The 21,769-nt window shown below is 70.8% G+C and carries 20 protein-coding genes and 1 tRNA gene; 9 read left to right on the forward strand and 12 right to left on the reverse strand.

Features of this window, described 5'->3' with window-relative positions:
• The first annotated feature begins 54 nt into the window (after positions 1–54).
• On the forward strand, positions 55–1,347 hold the full coding sequence (locus OG707_RS23865) for an MFS transporter (protein WP_329121564.1): 1,293 nt from the start codon (positions 55–57) through the stop codon (positions 1,345–1,347).
• On the opposite strand, the gene OG707_RS23870 is transcribed toward OG707_RS23865, so the two are convergent.
• Positions 1,348–2,205, reverse strand: a complete 858-nt coding sequence (locus OG707_RS23870) for a helix-turn-helix transcriptional regulator (RefSeq protein WP_329121566.1) — start codon at positions 2,203–2,205, stop codon at positions 1,348–1,350. It abuts the gene before it with no gap.
• A gap of 170 nt (positions 2,206–2,375) precedes the next feature.
• Here OG707_RS23870 and OG707_RS23875 point away from each other — a divergent pair, with 170 nt between their 5' ends.
• A complete protein-coding gene (locus tag OG707_RS23875) occupies positions 2,376–3,425 on the forward strand; it encodes an aldo/keto reductase (protein WP_329121568.1) in 1,050 nt (349 codons plus the stop codon).
• A gap of 29 nt (positions 3,426–3,454) precedes the next feature.
• A complete protein-coding gene (locus OG707_RS23880; protein WP_329121570.1) occupies positions 3,455–3,754 on the forward strand; it encodes a putative quinol monooxygenase in 300 nt (99 codons plus the stop codon).
• Here OG707_RS23880 and OG707_RS23885 read toward each other — a convergent pair.
• Positions 3,751–4,440, reverse strand: a complete 690-nt coding sequence (locus tag OG707_RS23885; protein ID WP_329121572.1) for a TetR/AcrR family transcriptional regulator — start codon at positions 4,438–4,440, stop codon at positions 3,751–3,753. The genes OG707_RS23880 and OG707_RS23885 overlap by 4 nt on opposite strands.
• Complete coding sequence (locus OG707_RS23890) at positions 4,437–5,411, reverse strand: acyl-CoA desaturase (RefSeq protein ID WP_329121574.1); 975 nt, start codon at positions 5,409–5,411, stop codon at positions 4,437–4,439. Before OG707_RS23890 ends, OG707_RS23885 begins: the two co-directional genes overlap by 4 nt.
• Positions 5,412–5,615: 204 nt before the next feature.
• Here OG707_RS23890 and ppc point away from each other — a divergent pair, with 204 nt between their 5' ends.
• On the forward strand, positions 5,616–8,345 hold the full coding sequence (gene ppc, locus OG707_RS23895) for a phosphoenolpyruvate carboxylase (protein ID WP_329121576.1): 2,730 nt from the start codon (positions 5,616–5,618) through the stop codon (positions 8,343–8,345).
• A 43-nt stretch (positions 8,346–8,388) separates the two neighbouring features.
• Here ppc and OG707_RS23900 read toward each other — a convergent pair whose 3' ends face one another.
• The 6 genes from OG707_RS23900 to OG707_RS23925 all read right to left on the reverse strand — a co-directional run bounded on the left by OG707_RS23900 (position 8,389) and on the right by OG707_RS23925 (position 13,097).
• Complete coding sequence (locus OG707_RS23900; RefSeq protein ID WP_329127941.1) at positions 8,389–8,835, reverse strand: hypothetical protein; 447 nt, start codon at positions 8,833–8,835, stop codon at positions 8,389–8,391.
• A 60-nt stretch (positions 8,836–8,895) separates the two neighbouring features.
• Positions 8,896–9,486: an aminoacyl-tRNA hydrolase gene (pth, locus tag OG707_RS23905; protein ID WP_329121578.1), complete on the reverse strand. Its 591-nt coding sequence runs from the start codon at positions 9,484–9,486 to the stop codon at positions 8,896–8,898.
• 93 nt (positions 9,487–9,579) lie between these two features.
• Positions 9,580–10,164 (reverse strand): 50S ribosomal protein L25/general stress protein Ctc, encoded by a 585-nt coding sequence (locus OG707_RS23910; protein WP_329121580.1) that lies wholly within the window; start codon positions 10,162–10,164, stop codon positions 9,580–9,582.
• Positions 10,165–10,358: 194 nt separating this feature from the next.
• Complete coding sequence (locus OG707_RS23915) at positions 10,359–11,336, reverse strand: ribose-phosphate diphosphokinase (protein WP_329121583.1); 978 nt, start codon at positions 11,334–11,336, stop codon at positions 10,359–10,361.
• Positions 11,337–11,429: 93 nt separating this feature from the next.
• Positions 11,430–12,878 (reverse strand): bifunctional UDP-N-acetylglucosamine diphosphorylase/glucosamine-1-phosphate N-acetyltransferase GlmU, encoded by a 1,449-nt coding sequence (gene glmU / locus OG707_RS23920; RefSeq protein ID WP_329121585.1) that lies wholly within the window; start codon positions 12,876–12,878, stop codon positions 11,430–11,432.
• Between the two features lie 147 nt (positions 12,879–13,025).
• Positions 13,026–13,097 (reverse strand) — tRNA-Gln (locus tag OG707_RS23925).
• Positions 13,098–13,245: 148 nt separating this feature from the next.
• Between OG707_RS23925 and OG707_RS23930 the strand changes: the two genes are divergently transcribed.
• Positions 13,246–14,553, forward strand: a complete 1,308-nt coding sequence (locus tag OG707_RS23930) for a sensor histidine kinase (RefSeq protein ID WP_329121587.1) — start codon at positions 13,246–13,248, stop codon at positions 14,551–14,553.
• On the opposite strand, the gene OG707_RS23935 is transcribed toward OG707_RS23930, so the two are convergent.
• On the reverse strand, positions 14,554–15,057 hold the full coding sequence (locus OG707_RS23935; RefSeq protein WP_329121589.1) for an SUKH-3 domain-containing protein: 504 nt from the start codon (positions 15,055–15,057) through the stop codon (positions 14,554–14,556).
• 10 nt (positions 15,058–15,067) lie between these two features.
• Complete coding sequence (locus tag OG707_RS23940; protein WP_329121591.1) at positions 15,068–15,589, reverse strand: YwqJ-related putative deaminase; 522 nt, start codon at positions 15,587–15,589, stop codon at positions 15,068–15,070.
• A gap of 237 nt (positions 15,590–15,826) precedes the next feature.
• Between OG707_RS23940 and OG707_RS23945 the strand changes: the two genes are divergently transcribed.
• The 4 genes from OG707_RS23945 to OG707_RS23960 all read left to right on the forward strand — a co-directional run bounded on the left by OG707_RS23945 (position 15,827) and on the right by OG707_RS23960 (position 21,426).
• On the forward strand, positions 15,827–16,807 hold the full coding sequence (locus OG707_RS23945; protein ID WP_329121592.1) for an SMI1/KNR4 family protein: 981 nt from the start codon (positions 15,827–15,829) through the stop codon (positions 16,805–16,807).
• A gap of 7 nt (positions 16,808–16,814) precedes the next feature.
• Entirely contained in the window at positions 16,815–19,277 is a 2,463-nt protein-coding gene (locus OG707_RS23950) for an SUKH-4 family immunity protein (protein ID WP_329121594.1), read from the forward strand.
• Between the two features lie 87 nt (positions 19,278–19,364).
• Positions 19,365–20,432 carry an LCP family protein gene (locus OG707_RS23955; RefSeq protein WP_329121595.1) on the forward strand — a complete coding sequence of 356 codons (1,068 nt, stop codon included), beginning with the start codon at positions 19,365–19,367 and terminating at the stop codon, positions 20,430–20,432.
• Positions 20,433–20,535: 103 nt separating this feature from the next.
• Positions 20,536–21,426, forward strand: coding sequence for a cellulose-binding protein (locus OG707_RS23960; protein WP_329121597.1), 891 nt, complete (start codon positions 20,536–20,538; stop codon positions 21,424–21,426).
• Here OG707_RS23960 and OG707_RS23965 read toward each other — a convergent pair.
• Entirely contained in the window at positions 21,398–21,748 is a 351-nt protein-coding gene (locus tag OG707_RS23965) for a winged helix-turn-helix transcriptional regulator (RefSeq protein WP_329121599.1), read from the reverse strand. The two genes, OG707_RS23960 and OG707_RS23965, sit on opposite strands and share 29 nt — an antisense overlap.
• Between the last annotated feature and the right edge of the window lie 21 nt (positions 21,749–21,769).

Below are 21,769 nucleotides of genomic sequence, written 5' to 3' on the forward strand. Positions count from 1 at the left end.
AAGTAGGCAGATTACTGATAGCCCGCCATGGTCGGCATCCGCAATTCTCGGAACATGACCAAGCCACCCCACCCCGCACCCGACCAGGCGGCGACCCCGGGCGCCGGCCCGCGCGACGCGGCGGTACGCACGCCGCCCGCCGCCGCGCAGCCCCGGGCCGGGACTCAGCCGCCGGTCGGGGCTGCGGCCCCCGCCACCGGCAGCCCGCACGTTCCCTCCTCCTGGCAGCGCATGCGCATGTGGGCCGCAGCCCACGCCGTCGACGACCTCTACCAGGGTCTCGTCCCCGCCTGCGTCCCCTACTTCGTCCTCGACCGCGGCTACAGCTACGTCGCCGCCTCCGGCCTCACCCTCGCCGCCGCCCTCGGCAGCTCCGTCCCCCAGCCGTTCATCGGCCTGATCGTGGACCGGCGGCCCGTGCGCTGGATGGCCGGCGTCGGAGTCGCGCTCGCCGGGATCGGGCTCGGGGCCTCCGGGCTCGTGCCCTCGTACGCGGCCGTGTGGACGCTCGTCCTGCTCTCCGGTCTGGGCATCGCCATGTTCCACCCCGCCGCCGGGAAGGCCGCCCGCGAAGCCGCAGGCGACTCCGCCGGGGCGATGAGCATCTTCGCCGCGGGCGGCAGCGTCGGGTTCTTCCTCGCCCCCGTCCTCGCCACACCCCTGCTCGTCTCCATGGGCGTCGGCGCCACCGCGCTCTTCATCCCGCCCGCCGTCGTCATGGCACTCGTCCTGCTCAGGCACCGGCCCTCAACTGCCGGGCCCGCAAAGGCTGTTCGTACCGGCACCGACCGCTGGAACCCGTTCCTGGTCCTCACCGGAGTCGAAGTCGTCCGCTCGGTCGTCTTCTTCGGCGTACTGACCTTCATCGAGCTCTACTGGATCCGCCACCTGCACTCCGGCAAGGTCCTCGCGGGCACCGCGCTCGCCTGCTTCCTGGTCGGCGGAGTCACGGGAACCCTCCTCGGCGGCCGCATCGCCGACCGCCACGGCATGGTCCGCACCGTCCAGTTCGGCAGCGCCCTCGCCGTCCCCATGCTGATCGGCCTGCGCCTGACGCCAGGCCCGTACGCCCCGCTGCTCTTCGCGGTCCTGGCGGGGATCGCGCTCAACATCCCCTTCGCCGTCCTGATCAAGCTCGGCCAGGACTACCTCCCGACCCGCCCCGGCACCGCCTCCGGCGTCACCCTCGGCCTCGCCGTCTCCGTCGGCGGCCTCATCGCCCCCGCACTGGGCGCCGCGGCCGAGGCGTACGGCCCCCAGGGCGTCTTCGCGATCCTCTGCGCGATCCCGGTCGCGGCCCTCGCGCTCGGCCTGTTCCTCACCGACCCGGAGACCGACCCCTCCTGACTAGCCGGCGGGGAGACTCTCCCGCGCCCACGCCGCCAGCAGTCGCAGCGCCGTCTCGGAGGGGGAGCCCTCCTCGACGGTGTGCGCGACCAGCGCCTGGTCCGGGTCGTCCGGCAGCCGCAGCGTCTCGAAGCCGAGGTCGATCGGGCCGACCACCGGGTGGTCGTACTTGTACCGGCCGTGCGTCTTGTCCTTGAGCAGGTGCTCGGCCCACACCTCCCCGAACTCCGGCCCCGACGCGTCGAGTTCGGCCAGCAGCTCCGCCGTGCGCGGGTCGTCCGGGTGGCGGCCCGCGTCCAGCCGGAGATAGGCGGCGGTGTCGCTCGCCTTGGCCCGCCAGTCCACGTACAGACGGCGCATCCCCTCGTCGAGGAAGACCAGCCGCGCCAGGTTCCGCTGCCCCGGCGCCAGCGCGCCGAAGTCCGTGATCAGAGCCGCGGCGAGGGGATTCCACGCCAGCACATCCGTATTGCGGCCGACGACGTACGCGGGGACGTCCGCCGCCGAGTCCAGCAGCCGCTGCAGACCGGGCCGCACCACCTGCACAGGAGCCTCCGCGGACTCCGACCCCGACCAGGGGCGCGCCAGCCGGTACAGATGCTCCCGCTCCACCGCATCCAGCCGCAGCGCACGGGCCACCGAGTCCAGGACCGCCTCGGAGAAGTGCAGCGTCCGCCCCTGCTCCAGGCGTACGTAATGATCCACGCTCACCCCGGCGAGCAGCGCCAGCTCCTCCCGCCGCAGCCCCGGCACCCGCCGCTGACCCCCGTACTGCGGCAGCCCCAGCTCCTCGGGCCGCAGCCGGGCCCGCCGGGACCTGAGGAACTCACCCAGCTCTGCGCGTCTGTCCAATGCCATGCGCCCAGTATCCCCACGGCTCCCCGCGCCCGGAGCGGCCCAGCCTGGTCACGCCGTGCCCAGGCACGAGCTGCCACTGGGTGGACGCTCGCCGCGCGAGCAGAGTTGCCGCCAACGGCAGGGACGCACAGGGCGCCTCGCCACCGCGCACCTCTCAGGAGCACACCACCATGAGCACCAACCTCCCCACCCGCCCCCTCGGCACCACCGGCTTCGACATCACCTCCGTCGGCTTCGGCTCCTGGGCCGTCTCAGGATCCGGCTGGAGCTACAGCTGGGGCGAGACCGACGACACCGAGTCCGTCGCCGCGATCCGCCGCGCCCTCGACTCCGGCGTCAACTGGATCGACACCGCCGCCTACTACGGCCTCGGCCACTCCGAGGAGATCGTCGCCAAGGCCGTCGCCGGCCTGTCCGACGCCGAACGCCCCTACCTCTTCACCAAGGTGGGCCTCGTCGCGGACCCGCAGAACCCGAACGCCGCACCCGTACGCACCATGAAGCCCGCGAGCGTACGCCGTGAACTGGAGGCCTCCCTACGGCGGTTGAACACCGACCACATCGACCTCTACCAGGTGCACTGGCCCGACACCGGCCTCCCCTTCTCCTACACCGACGGCAGCGCGGCGGCCTCCGCCGACGCCACCCCGCTGGAGGAGTACTGGCAGCTCATGGCCGACCTGAAGGCCGAGGGAAGGATCCGTGCGATCGGCCTCTCCAACCACAGCCCCGCCCAGCTCGACACCGCCGAGAAGATCGCCCACGTCGACGTCGTCCAGCCGCCGTTCTCCGCGATCAACCGCTCCGCCGCCGCCGAGATCGCCTGGGCCCACGCCCACGACACCGGCGTGATCGTCTACTCCCCGATGCAGTCCGGGCTGCTCACCGGCGCCTTCACCGCCGAGCGGGCAGCGGCCCTGACCGCCGACGACTGGCGCAGCAGCCACCCGGACTTCACCACGGGCCTGACCGCCAACCTCCGCCTCGCCGAAGCCCTGCGCCCCGTCGCCGCCCGGCACGGCGCCACCGTCGCAGAGGTGGCGATCGCCTGGACTCTGGCCTGGCCCGGCATCACCGGCGCGATCGTCGGCGCACGCAACGCCGCTCAGGTCGACGGCTGGACCGGCGCCGGATCACTGGAGCTGACCGCCGCCGACCTGACGGAGATCGCGGACGCCATCACCGCGTCGGGCGCCGGTACGGGCCCGGCCCGCCCGTAAGACCTGTTCCGTACGAGAAGGAGCGCACCATGACCCTCACCGTCATCGCCGAATGCCTGGCCGCCCCCGGCCAGGAGGACCGCCTCCGCACCGCCCTGGAAGGCATGATCGAGCCCTCCCTGGACGAGCCGGGCTGCCTCGCCTACCGCCCGTACACCGACCGCAACCAGCCGGGCCGGATGGCCGTCGTCGAACAGTGGACAGGCCCCGAAGCCCTCGCCGAGCACTTCGAGACCCCGCACTTCCGGCACGTCGCCCAGGTTCTCGACCTGGTCCTCGCCGAACCGATGACCATCCGCAGACTCGTCGACGCACCGGTGACGAGTTAGCTCTTGCGATGCCCTATCAGCCGCGGCTTCGCCTCGAGGTTCTCCAGACCGTGCCAGGCCAGGTTCACCAGATGCGCGGCGACCTCCGCCTTCTTCGGCCTGCGCGCATCGAGCCACCACTGGCCGGTCAGAGCGACCATCCCCACCAGCGCCTGCGCGTACATCGGCGCCAGCTTCGAGTCGAAGCCGCGGTTCTTGAACTCCATGCCGAGGATGTCCTCGACCTGCGTCGCGATGTCCGAGATCAGCGACGCGAACGTCCCCGTCGACTGCGCCACCGGCGAATCGCGCACCAGGATCCGGAAACCGTCCGTGTACGACTCGATGTAGTCGAGCAGCGCGAAAGCCGCCTGTTCGAGGAGCTCACGCGGGTGCCCGGCGGTCAGCGCGCCCGTCACCATGTCGAGGAGCTGGCGCATCTCCCGGTCGACCACGACCGCGTACAGCCCCTCCTTGCCGCCGAAGTGCTCGTACACGACCGGCTTGGAAACCCCCGCCTTCGCGGCGATCTCCTCCACCGACGTGCCCTCGAAGCCCTTCTCCGCGAAGAGGATGCGGCCGATGTCCAGCAGCTGCTCACGGCGTTCCTTGCCGGTCATCCTGACCCGGCGTGTGCGCCGCGCCGCAGCGGGCCTTTTCTGCTCGCTGCCGCTGGTACTGCTGTCGATCGCCACGTCGTCCATCATGCCGTTTCTGTGAGCTCGCTCTGCCGCCGGGCTTCGATGCGCTCGGCCGACGGCCAGCGCACGTCGTACGCCCACCCCGCCTGCTCGAACCAGCGGATCAGCCGTGCGCTGGAATCCACCTGGCCCCGCAGTACGCCGTGCCGTGCGGACGTCGGGTCCGCATGGTGCAGGTTGTGCCACGACTCGCCACAGGAGAGGACCGCGAGCCACCACACATTGCCTGAGCGGTCACGCGACTTGAACGGCCGCTTGCCCACCGCGTGACAGATCGAGTTGATCGACCACGTCACATGGTGCAGCAGCGACACCCGCACCAGAGAGCCCCAGAAGAAGGCCGTGAAAGCCCCCCACCAGGACATCGTCACCAGACCGCCCACGATCGGCGGGATGGCGAGGGACAGCATCGTGAAGTAGATGAAGTTGCGTGAGATCCAGCGGATCGCCGGGTCCCTGATCAGATCCGGTGCGTACTTCTGCTGCGAAGTCCGCTCCTCGTCGAACATCCAGGCGATGTGAGCCCACCACAGGCCCTTCAGCAGCGCGGACAGGCTCTCCCCGTACCGCCACGGCGAGTGGGGGTCGCCCTCGGCGTCGGAGAACTTGTGGTGCTTGCGGTGGTCCGCCACCCAGCGCACCAGCGGACCCTCGACCGCGACCGAACCCATCAGCGCGAGCACGATCCGCAGCGGGCGCTTCGCCTTGAAGGCGCCGTGCGTGAAATAGCGGTGGAAACCGATCGTGATGCCGTGGCAGCCGATGTAGTACATGGCCACCAGCAGACCGATGTCCAGCCAGCTCACGCCCCAGCCCCACGCCAGCGGCACCGCCGCCAGCACTGCCAGGAAAGGCGCCACGATAAAGGCGAGCAGGGCGATCTGTTCGATCGACCGTTTACTGTCCCCGCCCATCGTCGCGGTGGGGAGGGTCGCCTCCTCGGAGGCGTCGGTGATCAGCTCGGGGCTGATGGTCATGGAGTTCCCTGTGGGGTGAGGGGTACGGCTGATCCGTGGCTACGGTTCCGTAACCTACGGCGTCGTAAGTATGGCAGCGCGAAGCCTCGCGGCAAGAGGCCTGTGGATAACACAACGGAAATGGACACCTATCCTGGGTGTCATTCGGACAGCGCGGTCCGCATCCCCTGCCAGTCGTGCCCCACACTGCAAGGAGCCGCACCTGTGAGCAGTGCCGACCTGACCCCCACCGCCAGCACCGAGCTGCGCGCCGACATCCGCCGCCTGGGCGATCTCCTGGGCGAGACGCTCGTACGGCAGGAAGGCCCCGAGCTCCTCGAGCTCGTCGAACGGGTCCGCGCCCTGACGCGCTCCGACGGCGAAGCCGCCGCAGAGCTCCTCGGCGAGACCGAAGTGGAGACAGCAGCCAAGCTGGTCCGCGCCTTCTCCACCTACTTCCACCTCGCCAACGTCACCGAGCAGGTCCACCGCGGCCGCGAGATGCGCGCCGTCCGCGCCGCCGAGGGCGGACTCCTCGCCCGTACCGCCGACCGCCTCAAGGACGCCGACCCCGAGCACCTGCGCGAAACGGTCAAGCACCTCAACGTCCGCCCGGTCTTCACCGCGCACCCCACCGAGGCCGCCCGCCGCTCCGTCCTCAACAAGCTGCGCCGCATCGCCCAGCTCCTCGAGACCCCGGTCATAGAGGCGGACCGCCGCCGCCACGACCTGCGCCTGGCGGAGAACATCGACCTCATCTGGCAGACCGACGAGCTCCGCGTCGTCCGTCCGGAACCGGCCGACGAAGCACGCAACGCCATCTACTACCTCGACGAACTCCACGCCGGTGCGGTCGGCGACGTACTCGAAGACCTGGCAGCGGAACTGGAGCGCGTCGGCGTCGAACTCCCCGCCGGCACCCGGCCGTTGAGCTTCGGCACCTGGATCGGCGGCGACCGCGACGGCAACCCCAACGTGACCCCCCAGGTGACCTGGGACGTCCTGATCCTCCAGCACGAGCACGGCATCACCGACGCCATCGAGCTCATCGACTTCCTGCGCGGACTGCTCTCCAACTCCATCCGCTACGCCGGCGCCACCGAGGAGCTCCTCACCTCCCTCCAGTGCGACCTGGAGCGGCTCCCCGAGATCAGCCCCCGCTACAAGCGCCTCAACGCCGAAGAGCCCTACCGGCTCAAGGCCACCTGCATCCGCCAGAAGCTCGTCAACACCCGCGAGCGCCTCGCCAAGGGCACCGCCCACGAGGACGGCCGCGACTACCTCGGCACCTCCGAGCTCCTCGCCGACCTCACCCTCATCCAGGCCTCCCTGCGCGAACACCGCGGCGCGATCTTCGCCGACGGCCGCATGGACCGCACCATCCGCACCCTGGCCGCCTTCGGGCTCCAGCTCGCGACGATGGACGTACGCGAACACGCGGACGCCCACCACCACGCGCTCGGCCAGCTCTTCGACCGCCTCGGCGAAGAGTCCTGGCGGTACGCCGACATGCCGCGCGACTACCGGCAGAAGCTCCTCGCCAAGGAACTCCGCTCACGCCGCCCGCTCGCACCGCGTCCGGCACCGCTCGACGCCGCCGGCGAGAAGACGCTCGGCGTCTTCCACACCATCAAGCGGGCCTTCGAGCGCTTCGGCCCCGAGGTCATCGAGTCGTACATCATCTCGATGTGCCAGGGCGCCGACGACGTCTTCGCCGCCGCTGTACTGGCGCGCGAGGCAGGCCTGTTGGACCTGCACGGCGGCTGGGCGAAGATCGGCATCGTGCCGCTCCTGGAGACGACGGACGAGCTGCGCGCCGCCGACGTCATCCTCGACGAGATGCTCGCCGACCCGTCCTACCGGCGCCTGGTGTCGCTGCGCGGTGACGTCCAGGAAGTCATGCTCGGCTACTCGGACTCGTCGAAGTTCGGCGGTATCACGACGTCGCAGTGGGAGATCCACCGCGCGCAGCGCCGCCTGCGCGACGTCGCCCACCGCTACGGCGTACGCCTGCGCCTCTTCCACGGCCGCGGCGGCACCGTCGGCCGAGGCGGCGGCCCCTCGCACGACGCGATCCTCGCCCAGCCGTGGGGAACCCTCGAAGGCGAGATCAAGGTCACCGAGCAGGGCGAGGTCATCTCCGACAAGTACCTCATCCCGTCCCTGGCCCGCGAAAACCTCGAACTGACCGTCGCGGCAACGCTGCAGGCCTCCGCCCTGCACACCGCCCCGCGCCAGTCCGACGAGGCGCTCGCCCGCTGGGACGCGGCCATGGAGGTCGTCTCGGACGCCGCGCACGCCGCGTACCGCAAGCTGGTCGAGGACCCGGACCTGCCGACGTACTTCCTCGCCTCCACGCCGGTCGACCAGCTCGCCGACCTTCACCTGGGCTCCCGTCCTTCCCGCCGCCCCGGATCCGGCGTCTCCCTCGACGGACTCCGCGCCATCCCCTGGGTCTTCGGCTGGACGCAGTCCCGCCAGATCGTCCCCGGCTGGTTCGGCGTCGGATCAGGCCTCAAGGCACTCCGCGAGGCGGGCCTCGACACGGTCCTGGACGAAATGCACGAGCACTGGCACTTCTTCCAGAACTTCATCTCCAACGTGGAGATGACCCTGGCCAAGACGGACCTGCGCATCGCACGCCACTACGTCGACACGCTCGTCCCCGACAACCTCAAGCACGTCTTCGCCGACATCGAGGCCGAGCACGCGCTGACGGTCGCCGAGGTCCTGCGCGTCACGGGCGGCGAGAAGCTCCTCGACTCCCACCCGGCGCTCCAGCAGACGTTCGGCATCCGCGACGCCTACCTGGACCCGATCTCCTACCTCCAGGTCTCCCTGCTGGCCCGCCAGCGTGCGGCGGCGGAGGCGGGTCAGGAGCCGGACCCGACGCTGGCCAGGGCGCTGCTGCTGACGGTCAACGGGGTCGCAGCGGGCCTCCGCAACACGGGCTGATGCGAGCCGGGGGTCTCGGGGGCGCTGCCCTCGGGACCCCCGCTCACAGCGCGACGAAAGTCGCAGTCAGAAGCGCCGCGCCGGCCAACCCCACACCCCACGCGGTCCGCGTGAACCGCAGCCCGCCCCCAATGACCAGCGCGGCCAGCACCATCGCGCCCCCCAGCGGCAGCCACGCGTGCAGCACCCCCGCCGCCCCCGTCCGCACCACCTGGTCCGTCCCCGGCTTCACCACCACCGGCAGACGCTCGCCCTTCTTCGCCGCCACCGACCGGTCGATCCGTACCAGCGCACGCGGCGACGCCGAGCCCGACGGCGCGAACGGGCCCGTGCACACGTCGTCCCCGCACGCGGTCACCGTCATCGTCCCGTGGTCCCGGCCCTTCGCGAGCAGCACGTGCTGCGCCGTCCCCCACGACGACCACACGCCCGCGACCAGGACCAGCGCCACCACGGACCCGTACAACAGGATGGCCAGATTCCGCCTCATGCTCATGCGGCGCGATCCTTGGCCATAGGACCGCACCCGGTCAACCCCGATCAACTCCGGTCAGGAGTTGTACGCGCTCTGGGCCCGCTCCAGGCCCTCGACCACCAGCGCCTCGACCGCGTCCGCGGCCCGGTCCACCAGGTAGTCCAGCTCCTTGCGCTCCGCGCCGGAGAAGTCCTTCAGTACGAAGTCCGCGACCTGCATCCGCCCCGGCGGCCGCCCGATCCCGAACCGCAGACGGTGATAATCCGGGCCCATCGACTTCGTCATCGACTTGAGCCCGTTGTGCCCGTTGTCCCCGCCGCCCAGCTTCAGCCGCAGCGTCCCGTAGTCGATGTCCAGCTCGTCGTGGATCGCGACGATGTTCGCGGTCTCCACCTTGTAGAAGTCCCGCAGGCCGGTCACCGGACCGCCCGACAGGTTCATGTACGACATCGGCTTCGCCAGCACCACACGCCGGTTCAGCGGCCCGGGCGGACCGATCCGGCCCTCCACCACCTGCGCCCGCGCCTTGTGCGCCTTGAACTTGCCGCCGATCCGCGATGCCAGCAGGTCGGCGACCATGAAGCCGACGTTGTGGCGGTTGGCCGCGTACTCGGGACCGGGGTTGCCGAGCCCCACGATCAGCCAGGGCGCGGTCGGGTCCGTCATCTCCATGTCTCCTTCATAGACCAACCGCCGCCCTGCTCCACTGGAGCAGGGCGGCGGTCGACGGCGAAAAAAGCGTCAGCGCGAGACTGAGGCTCAGGCCTCGGTGGTCTCGGCGTCGGCGTCGGCGGCCGGCTCCTCGGCCTGGGTCGAGACGACCTGGAGGACAACCGCGTCCTCGTCGATGGCGAGGGTGGTGCCCTCGGGCAGCGTGATGTCCTTCGCGAGGATGGACTGACCGGCGTCCAGGCCCGCGATCGAGACGGTGACCGACTCGGGGATGTGCGTGGCCTCGGCCTCGACGGTCAGGGTGTTCAGGACGTACTCGAGCAGGTTGGCGCCCGGCGCCAGGTCGCCCTCGGCGATGACGGTGACCTCGACGGTGACCTTCTCGCCCTTCTTGACCGCGAGCAGGTCGACGTGGGTCAGGGTGCGACGGATGGCGTCACGCTGAATGGCCTTGGGGATGACCAGCTCGGTGCGGCCCTCGATGTCCAGGGTCAGCAGGGCGTTGTTGGTCTTGAGCGCCATCATGAGCTCGTGGCCCGGAAGGGAGATGTGAACCGTCTCGGCGCCGTGGCCGTAGATGACCGCGGGGACGCGGTTGGCGCGACGGGTCTGGCGGGCAGCGCCCTTGCCGAAGTCCTTGCGTACTTCAGCGGTCAGCTTGATCTCGGCCATGGTGGCACTCCTCGTAGATGAAGACGGGTGACGAAAAAAAGACGGGTCACCCGGCCACGACTGGCGGCCTGCTACGAAGAGCGCGTCGATAACGGAGCCCCGTACTGAAACCAGTACGGCCTCCCTCGCCGAGCAACTCAGTGAGTCTACCCGGCGGGGAGGCCGTACCAGAAATTGATCTACGAGGCGGGGAACTACGCCTGCTCGTCGAAGAGGCTCGTGACCGAACCGTCCTCGAAGACCTCACGCACCGCACGCGCGATCGTCGGCGCCATCGACAGCACCGTGATCTTGTCGAGCTCCAGGTCGCCCGGGTCGGGCAGCGTGTTCGTGAAGACGAACTCGCTGACCTTGGAGTTCTTCAGACGGTCCGCGGCGGGACCGGAGAGCACACCGTGCGTGGCCGTCACGATGACGTCCTCCGCACCGTTGGCGAACAGCGCGTCCGCGGCGGCGCAGATCGTGCCACCCGTGTCGATCATGTCGTCGACGAGGACGCAGACGCGGCCCTTCACGTCACCGACGACCTCGTGGACGGTGACCTGGTTGGCGACGTCCTTGTCACGGCGCTTGTGCACGATCGCGAGCGGCGCACCGAGGCGGTCGCACCAGCGGTCGGCGACGCGCACGCGGCCGGCGTCGGGGGAGACGACGGTCAGCTTGTCGCGGTCGACCTTGGCGCCCACGTAGTCCGCGAGGATCGGCAGCGCGAAGAGGTGGTCGACCGGGCCGTCGAAGAAGCCCTGGATCTGGTCGGTGTGCAGGTCGACCGTGAGGATGCGGTCCGCACCCGCGGTCTTCAGCAGGTCGGAGATCAGACGGGCCGAGATCGGCTCGCGGCCGCGGTGCTTCTTGTCCTGGCGGGCGTAGCCGTAGAACGGCACGACCACCGTGATCGAACGGGCCGAGGCCCGCTTCAGCGCATCGACCATGATGAGCTGTTCCATGATCCACTTGTTGATCGGAGCCGTGTGGCTCTGCATCAGGAAGCAGTCCGCGCCACGGGCCGACTCCTGGAAACGGACGTAGATCTCACCGTTCGCGAAGTCGAAGGCCTTCGTCGGCACGAGGTCGACACCCAGATTGTGTGCAACCTCCTCGGCCAGCTCGGGGTGGGCGCGGCCGGAGAAGAGCATCATCTTCTTCTCGCCGGTCGTCTTGATCCCGGTCACAGCACAGTCTCCTCAGACGTGTTGGATTGCTGCTGGGCGAGCCAGCCGTGTGCATTTATCACGGTACGCCGACATCGACGCACCCGTTTCCGGTCAGCTTTCGCCGGAGGTCTCCTCGGGGGCGGCCTGAGCCGCCTGAGCAGCAGCGCTGCCCGGCCGCTTCCGGGCCACCCAGCCCTCGATATTCCGCTGCTGGCCACGGGCGACGGCCAGTGCGCCGGCCGGAACGTCCTTCGTGATCACGGACCCGGCGGCGGTGTAAGCACCGTCCCCGACTGTGACAGGTGCCACAAACATGTTGTCCGACCCGGTCCTGCAGTGCGACCCGATCGTGGTGTGGTGCTTGCTCTGGCCGTCGTAGTTCACGAAGACGGAGGCGGCCCCGATGTTCGTGAAGTCGCCGATCGTCGCATCGCCCACGTAGGAGAGGTGCGGAACCTTCGTCCCCTCGCCGATGGACGAGTTCTTCGCCTCGACGAACGCCCCGAGCTTCGACTTCAGCCCCAGCTTCGTCCCCGGACGCAGATACGCGAACGGACCGACGTTCGCGCCCTCGCCGATCTCGGCGCCGGTCGCCACGGAGTTGTCCACCCGGGCGCCCGCGTGGACGGTGGTGTCGGTGAGCCGGGTGTTGGGCCCGACCTCGGCGCCCTCGCCGATGTGCGTCGCACCGATGAGCTGCGTACCGGGGTGCACGAGGGCGTCCTGCCCGAAGGTCACGGACACGTCGATGAAGGTGGTGGCCGGATCGATCACGGTCACCCCGCTCAGCATGGCCCGCTCCAGGAGACGGGCGTTCAACAGGGCGCGCGCCTCGGCGAGTTGGACGCGGTTGTTGATGCCGAGGATCTCGCGGTGGTCGGCGGCGATCGACGCCCCGACGCGGTGGCCGGCCTCGCGCAGGATCGACAGGACGTCGGTGAGGTACTCCTCGCCCTGGCTGTTGTCGGTGCGCACCTTGCCCAGCGCGTCCGCGAGGAGTTGCCCGTCGAAGGCGAAGACCCCGGAGTTGATCTCCCGGATGGCCCGCTGCGTCTCGGAGGCGTCCTTGTGCTCGACGATCGCGGTGACGGCGCCGGTGTCCGGGTCGCGCACGATCCGCCCGTACCCGGTGGAGTCGGGCACCTCGGCGCTCAGCACGGTGACGGCGTTGGCGTCGGCGGCGTGGGTGGCGGCGAGCGCGGTCAGCGTCTCGCCGGTGAGCAGCGGGGTGTCCCCGCAGACGACGACCACGGTCCCGTCGACACGCCCCCCGAGCTCTTCGAGCGCCATCCGGACGGCGTGCCCGGTGCCGTTCTGCTGGGCCTGGAAGGCGGTGCGTACATCGGCGTCGATCTCCGCGAGATGCGCCTGCACCTGCTCGCGGGCGTGGCCGACGACCACGACGAGATGGGTGGGGTCGAGCTCCCGGGAGGCGGCGACGACGTGTCCGACGAGCGAGCGCCCGCTGATCGCGTGCAGAACCTTGGGGGTGGCCGACTTCATACGGGTGCCCTCACCCGCTGCGAGGACGACGACGGCGGCCGGGCTGTTGGCGCTCACGGTGGGTGCCCTTCGGCGAATGGGGTCTCCCCTGCTCGAGCGGAGCCGAGAGCTTGGGGAAGGGTGACACCCGAAGGATACCGGGGGGATTTGAGCCGGAAATGGGGGCGGGTCCCGGCTGTGACAGCCGGGACCCGGACCGAGCAGCTCCCCCGTCAGGACTTGAACCCGAACTTAAGGCACCAAAAGCCTCAGTGCTGCCAATTACACCACGGGGGACCAAAGGCGACTGAACCGGACATTTGGCCGGGTCGCCTGATCGGCACCCAACACTATGCCGCACGGAGCGCCCTCCATGCGACGGTAAAGGTCGGCGGCCTCGGAAAACGCTGGGAGCCTTGACGCGGCCGCCCGTAGGCTGGACGGCATGACCGTTACGGGGGCGCAGCACCATGACGCCGCGGGGTTGACCTCCCGCGGTTGGTGGTGGTGGGAGCGGCGGCGGAGTGCCGTCCTGGATGTGGGGCTGGGTGTTGTCTCGGCCTTCGAGTGTGCGCTGGAGGGCGTGACTTTTGCGGGGCAGGCCGGGGTGCCTGTGCCCGTCGGGGTGGTGTTCGGGCTGATCGCCGGTGCCTCGCTCGTGCTGCGGCGGCGGTGGCCGATCGCCGTAGTGCTGGTGGCGATCGCGATCACGCCTGCCCAGATGGGTTATCTGATGGGGCTCGTCGGGCTGTACACGCTCGCCGCATCGGAGGTGCCCCGCCGGCTGACCGGTGTGCTGGCAACGATGTCGTTGGTGGGGACGTTCATCGTGACGTCCGTGCGGCTGCGGCACGGGGTGGGATCGGACGCCGATGATCCCGGCGCCGTGTTCGTGGTGCTCGTCTCGGTGTTCATGTCGATCGGGCTGACCGCGCCCCCTGTGCTGTACGGGCTCTACATAGGCGCCCGGCGGCGGCTCATGGAGTCGTTGCGCGAGCGCGCCGACAGCCTGGAGCGGGAGCTCGTACTGCTCGCCGACCGTGCCGAGGAGCGGGCCGAGTGGGCCCGTACCGAGGAGCGCACGAGGATCGCTCGGGAGATGCATGACGTCGTCGCGCACCGGGTGAGTCTGATGGTGGTGCATGCGGCGGCGATCCAGGCCGTGGCCCAGAAGGATGCGGCGAAGGCTTCGAAGAATGCCGCGCTCGTGGGGGACATGGGGCGGCAGGCGCTGACCGAGCTGCGGGAGATGCTCGGGGTGCTGCGGGCCGGGGAGGCCGCGAAGGCGCCGGTGGCGGTGCCGCTGGCTTCCGTACGGGACGCGGCCGCTGCTGCGGCTGCGGCCGCTGGGGAGGACGGGCCGTGTCTCGATGAGCTGGAGACGCTCGTGGGGCAGTCGCGGGCCGCGGGGATGACGGTGGAGTTCCAGATCGAGGGCGAGGTGCGCGGCTATCACGCGCTGGTCGAGCAGACCGCGTACCGGGTCGTGCAGGAAGCGCTGACCAATGTGCACAAGCATGCGGCCGGGGCGAAGACCTGGGTGCGGCTGGCGTACCGGGGCGGCGAGGTCGCCATGCAGGTCGAGAACGGGCCTTCCGACGCGGGGGTCGCCGATGCCGGGCTGCCGAGCGGGGGTAATGGGCTCGTGGGCATGCGGGAGCGTGTGATGGCGCTGGGCGGGGTGTTCGTTTCGGGGGTGACGGATTCCGGGGGGTTCCGGGTCTCTGCCGTACTGCCCGAGCGGGCCGCCTGATCAGTCCGAGGTCAGGCGGATGGGCTGGACTCCTGTGATCAGGGTGGTCAGGGCCCGGTCGATGTCGGGGCCCAGGTACCAGTCGCCGGTGTGGTCGACGCTGTAGATCCGGCCTTCGGTGTCGATGGCGAGGACCGCCTGGGCCTCGCCCTCCTCGCCGAGCGGGGACATCTCGGTGCCCAGTGCGCGGCCGAGGTCCGCGAGCGTACGGGCGAGGTGGAGTCCGCAGAGCGGGTCGAAGCGGATCTCGGCGGGGGCCGTCTGGCGGCCGGGTCCCGGCGCCGTGATGCCGAGCCCGCCGAACTCCGCCCAGGCTTCGACGGCCGCGGGGAACACCTGGTGGCGGTGGCCGGCGGGGGAGGCGTACTCGCGCAGGGCGTCGGCCCACTGTTCGGCCTGGCGGATGTCCCAGCGGCCCGGCTGCCAGCCGGCTTCGCGCAGGGCGCTCTCGACGGAGGCCGGGAAGCGGGTGACGGAGGGGGGTGGAGCGGTGGCGTCGTGCATCGGGTGGTGCTCAGCCCTTCTCGGCGGCGTCGGTGGCGGGGTCGACCGCGCGGACGCCGAAGTGGGCGAGCATGGCCGTACAGGTGCGGCAGGGCGGTGCGTAGCTGCCGTGCAGCGGGTCGCCGTCCTCGCGGATGCGGCGGGCGGTGATCTTGGCGTGCTTGAGGGTACGCCGGGCCTCGCCTGAGGTGAGCGGTTTGCGGGCGGCCCGTTTCGTACGGGAGGACTCGGCCGCGGCGAGGTGGCGGGAGAGCAGGATCGCTTCGGGGCAGCGCCCGGTGAAGCGTTCGCGCTGGCCGCTGGTGAGGGTGTCGAGGAAGTCCTGGACGAGGTGGTGGAGCGCGGGCGGCTGGTCGCCCTTGCCCGCGGTCGCGGTCAGGGTGTCGGCGCCGCGTACGGACAGGGCGGCGGCGACGGTGGGCAGGATTCCGTCGCGGCGGTGGCGCAGGGTGGGAGGCGGGGTTGCCGCGCTGCCCCAGTTGAGGCGCGGGTCCCCTGATGTGGCTGACGGTGACGGTGGTGCGGTGTGCATGGTCGTACCTTCCCTCCCACTTTGCTGCGAGCCCCCGAGTTCGCAGGGGGCCAGCCTGCCAAATGAGGCTGGGGATGCGGAAGCTGGGGCCGTGGATCGCGTGTTGCGCGGAGGGTTGTTTCGGCGCTGGGTCACTCCGGTGTGACGGTTCGTTACGGAAGCGGAGGGGCGGTTCTCCCTCTTGCCGTACCGCATAGGCTGTGGTCAACACGCCGGACGCAGCAGGGGGCAACCGCCATGACGACAGGTCGGCTCGGGCAGCAAGCCGCGCCACCGAACGCGGCTTATGCCGGGCAGGTCGTGAATTTCCCGGACCCGGTCCGGGCCGCGCGCCACCCTCGGGGTGTGCGGGTGGACAGCGACGGCTTCCCGGTTTTCGCGCCGTTCGCGCGCGCCGCCGCCGAGATTGCCGACCCTCCTGAGGGTTTTGGCGTCGATGAGCTCCGGCTGACGGACTATGTGTCCGCCAATGCCGCGATGGCCGCCGACGGGCATGAGCTGTGGGGCACGATTCCGGCGGTGGCGACGCCGCACGGCTGGACGTGGCATCACGTGCCGGGTTCGCGGAGGCTGGAGCTCGTTCCCGTGGAGGTGAAGGCGCTGTTGCGTCATCACGGCGGGATCGCGACGGCTGCCGTGGACCAGGCGAAGCGCGGGACGCGTCCGCTGCAGGAGACGCGGCCGGTGCACTTCGCGGTGCCGAAGGGCGCGGTGGCGGTGACGGAGCAGCAGATCCTCGGCGCGGAGGAGGATCTGGGGTACCGGCTGCCGGGGGCGTACAGGTCGTTCCTGAAGGCCGCGGGCGGGTGTGCGCCGGTGGGCGCCGCTCTGGACGCGGAGTTGGGGCTGCTGGTGGACCAGCCGTTCTTCTCCGTGCGGGACGAGGCCGCGGTCAACGATCTGGTGTACGTCAACAAGTGTCTGCGCGATCACCTGACGAAGGACTTTCTGGGTGTCGCGTTCGTGCAGGGCGGTCTGGTGGCCGTGAAGGTGAGGGGTTCCGGGGCCGGTTCGGTCTGGTTCTGTGCGTACGACGATGTGCGGGACGTGGATCCCGCGTGGTCGCCGGCCGAGCGCGTGGAGCGGCTGCTGATGCCGTGCGGTGAGGACTTCGACGCGTTCCTGGCGCGGTTGGCGGGCAATCCGCCGGAGCTGGAGACGGTGGCGAATCTGATGGTGGACGGCGGCTTCGCGCGCGCCGTCCCTGTAGGGGAGTGAGCTTCCGATGGTGACCTTCGCGCAGGCGCAGGAGCGGGCGGAAGAGTGGGTCAACGGGGATGTCCCCGCGTATCAGCACCGTGAGGTGCGGGTACGGGAGTTCGAGCTGGGCTTCGTGCTGTGGGCCGAGGACCGGGCGGACGGGCCTTCGGGCGGTGGTGGCGGGCAGCGGCTGGTGATCGCGCGGGACAGTGGTGAGGCGACGCTGTGGCCGGGGCTGCCGGTGGGTGAGGTCATTCGCCGGTACGAGGAGGAGTACGGGGTGCGGGACGCGCCTCCGGCTGCTGTTTCGGGGGCGCCGCAGCGGGTGGACCTGAACCAGACGTCGTTCTTGTTGTCGCCGCCGGAGTGGTTGCAGGAGGTGGCGGACGGGAAGGCGGGGCTTTCCGGGGCCAATGGGGCTCGGGATGCTGTGAGTTCGGGTTCCGATGCCGGTGCTGATGCTGATTCTTCTGCCGGTGCGCTCGGGTGGCCGTCGTCCGGTGACTCGTCCGCGGCGATGCCTTCGGCCGATGTGAGTGACTCGCCGTCGTCCTGGCCGAAGGCGGGGGTGCCCGAGGGGGCGACTCCGTGGGCGGGGACCGACACGAACTCGGCGTCGGACGCGGAATCCGTGTCCGTGCCGCTGCCCGCGACGGTGTTCGCGCCGCCGCTCGCCGGGTCGGACGACGACGACACTCCTGAGCCGAGCGTGAAGCCGGATGCGGCCACGTCGTTGCTGCGGGGTGGCAGCCAGCTGCCGCCGACCGCGCTCGACCCCGCGGCCACGCCGCTTCCGTCGACCGCGCCCGAGGCTCCTGCTTCGGGTCCTGCTTCGGGGTCCGCCGACATCGCCGATGCGGCCACCAGCAAGGCGGCTCCGCCGCGGGGTCCGCGCGGTGGCATCGGCGCGCCTCCGCCGCCGCCCGGCGCCCCCGGGACCCCGGGTGCGCGTCCGGGTGGGGCTTCGGCCGGTGGTGCTCCGGTGCCGCCGCCGGGGGCTCCTGCGGGCGGTTACGTACCGACGCAGATGGTGCCGCAGCCCGGTGGTCCCGGTGGGCTCAAGCCCCCGGCCCCGCCCGGTCCGCCCGGTGCCCCGGGTGCGCCCGCGGCTCCGCCGCCCGCGCCTCCGGCCGGGCCCGGCGACGTACACCATGCGGCCACGATGCTGGCCGATCCGAGCGCTCTGGGTGCGCCCCAGCCGCCCGCGCCTCCGGCCGGGCCCGGTGGCGTGCACCATGCGGCGACGATGCTGGCGGGTCCGGGCCAGGTGGGTCCGCCGATGCCGCCGCCCGCTCCGGGATCGGGCCAGGTGGGTCCGCCCATGCCTCCGCCCGCTCCGGGTTCCGGTCCGGTGGGTCCGCCCATGCCTCCGCCCGCTCCGGGTTCCGGTCCGGTCGGGCCGCCGATGCCGCCGCCCGGTCCGGGTGCGGTGCCGTTGGGTGGGCCGCCGCCTGCGCCCGGTGCCGTACAGCCGCCGCCCGCGTACGGCTATCCGCAGCAGCCCACCGGTCAGCCGACCGTGGGGCCCGGCTACCAGGCGGTGCTGCGCTACCGCGCGCAGGACGGTTCCGAGCAGCAGCTCATCCGCCGCTCGGCGCCCGGCACTCCGCACCCCGAGTGGCAGATGCTGCACGAGCTGCGGGCGATGAACGTGCCGCCGCAGCAGGTCCTGGAGCTGCACACGGAGCTGGAGTCGTGCGAGCTGCCGGGTGGCTACTGCGCGCGCATGATCCGTGAGACGTGGCCGCAGGTGCGGATCACGAGCGTCGCCCCGTACGGCAAGGACCATGCGAGCCGGCAGCAGGGGATGGCTCATCTCCTCACGCACCAGGGCGAGTTGCACCAGGTCGCGGACGGCCCGGCGCGGCCCGCTCCGGTGCGGGCGCCGCTGCCGCCGGTCCAGCCTGCCCCGCCGATTCCTCCGGAGGGCGTCGCGCAGGAGCTTGCGCAGGCGTTCGGGCCGCAGGGGATCTTCCGCTTCGACCAGCGGGCGGTGTCGCGCCAGGGAGTGCCCGAGGTGGTGGCGATGACCCTGGTGTGGGCCGGGCTGCCGGTCGACTTCGGGCCGTTCTTCTGGGCGCAGGCGGTGCCGGGGCAGCCGGTGCCGACGCTGGCGGAGCTGGCGCAGCAGCGTCAGGTGGCGCCGGCTTCGGACGCGGGGTCGTATCTCGTCATGGGGTCGGACTTCGGGCGGGCGATCTGTGTCCAGTACGGGACCGCGAACATCGTGGCGGTGCCGGTGGAGGCGGGTCCCGGTGGTCAGCCGGTTCCGCCGCAGTTCGTGAACTCGGGTCTGCCGGAGTTCGTACGGTCGATGGCGCTGCTGGGCCGGATGTGGCGGCTGCGGTTCAGTCTGAACCCGGAGCAGGCGGGCCGTTGGACGGTCGATTTCCAGGCGCAGCTGGCGATGCTGGACCCGGCGGCGCTGGCGTCGCCGGAGAGCTGGTGGTCGGTGCTGCTGGAGCAGATGTGGGACGGGCTGCTCTGACGTACTGGCTCTGATGCGCTGACGTGCTGACGTTCTGACAGAAGGCTCCGGCTCGCCGGACTCTGCCCGTTGTGGGAGTTTCGTCCCATGAGTGTGCCGGAGCCTTTCCCGCAGCAGCAGAGCTCTTCGGCGCTGTATCGCGCGAAGGGCCGGAAGGGGCGGAAGCGGCGCGGGCCCAAGAAGGGCCGCCGGCTGAGCTGGCCCAAGCGGATCGCGATCCTTCTGCTCGCTCTGGTGCTGCTCGCTTCCGGCTATGTGCTCGGGCTGTGGATCTGGGCCGACGGCCGGCTGCAGACGACGGATGCCTTCTCCGACTACTCCGGACGGCCCACCGCAGGTCAGGGCACGGACTGGCTGCTGATCGGCTCCGACAGCCGCTCCTCGCTGACGGCCGAGGAGCGCAAGGAACTGCACGTCGGCAACGACGAGGGTCTGAACACCGACACGATCATGATCCTGCACTACGGATCGAACGGGCCCTACCTCGTCTCGATCCCGCGCGACTCCTACGTCTCGATCCCCGGCCACGGCAAGAACAAGATCAACGCGGCATATGCGCTGGGCGGCGCGAAGCTCCTGACCCAGACCGTGGAGGAGGCCACCGGGCTGCGCCTGGACCACTACGCGGAGGTCAACTTCGGCGGCTTCGTGGATGTGGTGAACGCCCTCGGCGGCGTCCAGATCTGTGTTCCGGCGGGCGGTCTGCACGACGAGAAGTCCGGTGCGGACTTCGATGCGGGCTGCCAGGAGATGAACGGCAAGCAGGCCCTGGCCTACGCTCGCGCCCGCTACAGCGACCCAGAGGGCGACCTGGGCCGGGTCAAGCGCCAGCAGCAGCTGGTGAGCGCGATCGCCCACCAGGCGCTCACTCCCTCGGTGCTCCTGCTCCCGTGGAATCTCATCCCCTTCCTGAGCGCCTCGCTCGACGCGCTGACGGTCGACAAGGGCACCGGCCTGTTCGACCTCGGCCGGATGGGGCTGCAGATGAAGGACATCGCGGACGGGCAGGGGGCCACGACGACGGTCCCGGTCTCCAGCACCGGTACGGAGATCTCGGGGGTCGGGGACGTGGTCCTGTGGAACGACGAAGAGGCCCAGCAGCTGTTCACCGCGCTCCGCGACGACACCGCGATTCCCACCTTCTCCGCTTCTTGACGCATCCTTGGGCGGAGTGTCGCGTTATGGGCGCTTCGCGTTGATCCACCAAGATATGCGCGTCTGGTGGGTGTCTGTCGTGTGTGGGTAAGGGGCTTGAAGGATGAGTACTGCATCGGTGTCACCGCACGGTTTCGCCGTCGTACGGGGCCGCGGCTACCGGTCGGAGCAGGTCGACCGCTATGTGGCCGGTCTCTCCCTCGACCGCGACGAGGCCTGGGAGCGTGCGGCGCGGCTGACCGTCCTGGCGAAGGAGATGGAGGGCGAGGCGTCGGCGATGCGCGAGCGGGTGGCCTCGCTCGCCCCGCAGACGTACGCGACGCTCGGCGAGCGGGCGCAGCGGCTGATGGCGCTGGTCGCGGAGGAGGCCGACGACGTACGCACCTCGGCGCAGGAGGCAGCGCAGGCCGTGCAGGCGGCGGCCGAGCAGGTGGCGCGCCGGGTGCAGGACGCGGCCCGTGCGGACGCGGAGGCGGTACGGACCGAGGGCGACGTCCGGGCGGCGCAGCTCCTTCACGACGCCCAGTGCACGGCCGACGATCTGCGGATCGGGTCGCGCCGGGACGTGAAGGAGTGGCGCGGTGAGGCGCTTGCCGTACTGAAGGACATGCGGATCCGCACCTCGGCGCTCCTCGCCGCGCAGGAGAAGGAGCAGGCGGAGCGCTGGGAGGCGGTGGAGCGCGAACTGGCCGACCGGGAGCGGGAGTCCGACGCCCGGCACGCGGAGCTCACGGCCTACGCGGAGGCCCGCCTCGCCGAGGCCAAGCGGGCGCTGGCCGAGGCGGAGGAGACGGCCCGCCACGGCCAGGAGGACGCGGAGGCGCGCGGGGCCGGGCTCGTCGCCGAGGGCCGTATTCGCGAGGAGCGCGTGGCCCGCGAGACGGACCGGATCGTACGGGAGCACGAGGAGGCCCGCGAGGAGCTCCAGGCCCATATGACGCACGTACGCAGCAGCCTGGCGGCGCTCACCGGACGGGCTCCGGCGGAGGGCTGACCTGCACGTTCTGCCGTCCCCAGGCGCCGAGCGGGGCCAGGGCCTCATTGAGGGAGACCCCGCGCGGGGTGAGCGAGTACTCGACGCGGGGCGGCACCTCCTCGTACACCTCGCGGTGCACGATGCCGTCCTCCTCCAGCTCGCGGAGCTGGGCGGCGAGCACCTTCTCGGTCACTCCGCCGAGCGCTCGGCGGAGCTCGCCGAATCGGTGGGGCCGCTCGGACAGGGCCCACAGGATGAGCACCTTCCACTTGCCGCCGATGACATCCATGGCCGCGTCGATCCCGCAGTGATGGGACCCCGGCCTCCGTACGGTCGTCATGTCCTCTCCGCCCCCGCCTGC

This window comes from Streptomyces sp. NBC_01465 (assembly GCF_036227325.1).
Classification (GTDB): Bacteria; Actinomycetota; Actinomycetes; order Streptomycetales; family Streptomycetaceae; genus Streptomyces.

Coding starts and splice junctions, on each gene's coding strand:
- OG707_RS23865 (WP_329121564.1), top strand. CDS start 55: ATGACCAAGCCACCCCACCCCGCACCCGACCAGGCGGCGACCCCGGGC.
- OG707_RS23870 (WP_329121566.1), bottom strand. CDS start 2,205: ATGGCATTGGACAGACGCGCAGAGCTGGGTGAGTTCCTCAGGTCCCGG.
- OG707_RS23875 (WP_329121568.1), top strand. CDS start 2,376: ATGAGCACCAACCTCCCCACCCGCCCCCTCGGCACCACCGGCTTCGAC.
- OG707_RS23880 (WP_329121570.1), top strand. CDS start 3,455: ATGACCCTCACCGTCATCGCCGAATGCCTGGCCGCCCCCGGCCAGGAG.
- OG707_RS23885 (WP_329121572.1), bottom strand. CDS start 4,440: ATGATGGACGACGTGGCGATCGACAGCAGTACCAGCGGCAGCGAGCAG.
- OG707_RS23890 (WP_329121574.1), bottom strand. CDS start 5,411: ATGACCATCAGCCCCGAGCTGATCACCGACGCCTCCGAGGAGGCGACC.
- OG707_RS23900 (WP_329127941.1), bottom strand. CDS start 8,835: ATGAGGCGGAATCTGGCCATCCTGTTGTACGGGTCCGTGGTGGCGCTG.
- pth (WP_329121578.1), bottom strand. CDS start 9,486: ATGACGGACCCGACCGCGCCCTGGCTGATCGTGGGGCTCGGCAACCCC.
- OG707_RS23910 (WP_329121580.1), bottom strand. CDS start 10,164: ATGGCCGAGATCAAGCTGACCGCTGAAGTACGCAAGGACTTCGGCAAG.
- OG707_RS23930 (WP_329121587.1), top strand. CDS start 13,246: ATGACCGTTACGGGGGCGCAGCACCATGACGCCGCGGGGTTGACCTCC.
- OG707_RS23935 (WP_329121589.1), bottom strand. CDS start 15,057: ATGCACGACGCCACCGCTCCACCCCCCTCCGTCACCCGCTTCCCGGCC.
- OG707_RS23940 (WP_329121591.1), bottom strand. CDS start 15,589: ATGCACACCGCACCACCGTCACCGTCAGCCACATCAGGGGACCCGCGC.
- OG707_RS23945 (WP_329121592.1), top strand. CDS start 15,827: ATGACGACAGGTCGGCTCGGGCAGCAAGCCGCGCCACCGAACGCGGCT.
- OG707_RS23950 (WP_329121594.1), top strand. CDS start 16,815: ATGGTGACCTTCGCGCAGGCGCAGGAGCGGGCGGAAGAGTGGGTCAAC.
- OG707_RS23955 (WP_329121595.1), top strand. CDS start 19,365: ATGAGTGTGCCGGAGCCTTTCCCGCAGCAGCAGAGCTCTTCGGCGCTG.
- OG707_RS23960 (WP_329121597.1), top strand. CDS start 20,536: ATGAGTACTGCATCGGTGTCACCGCACGGTTTCGCCGTCGTACGGGGC.
- OG707_RS23965 (WP_329121599.1), bottom strand. CDS start 21,748: ATGACGACCGTACGGAGGCCGGGGTCCCATCACTGCGGGATCGACGCG.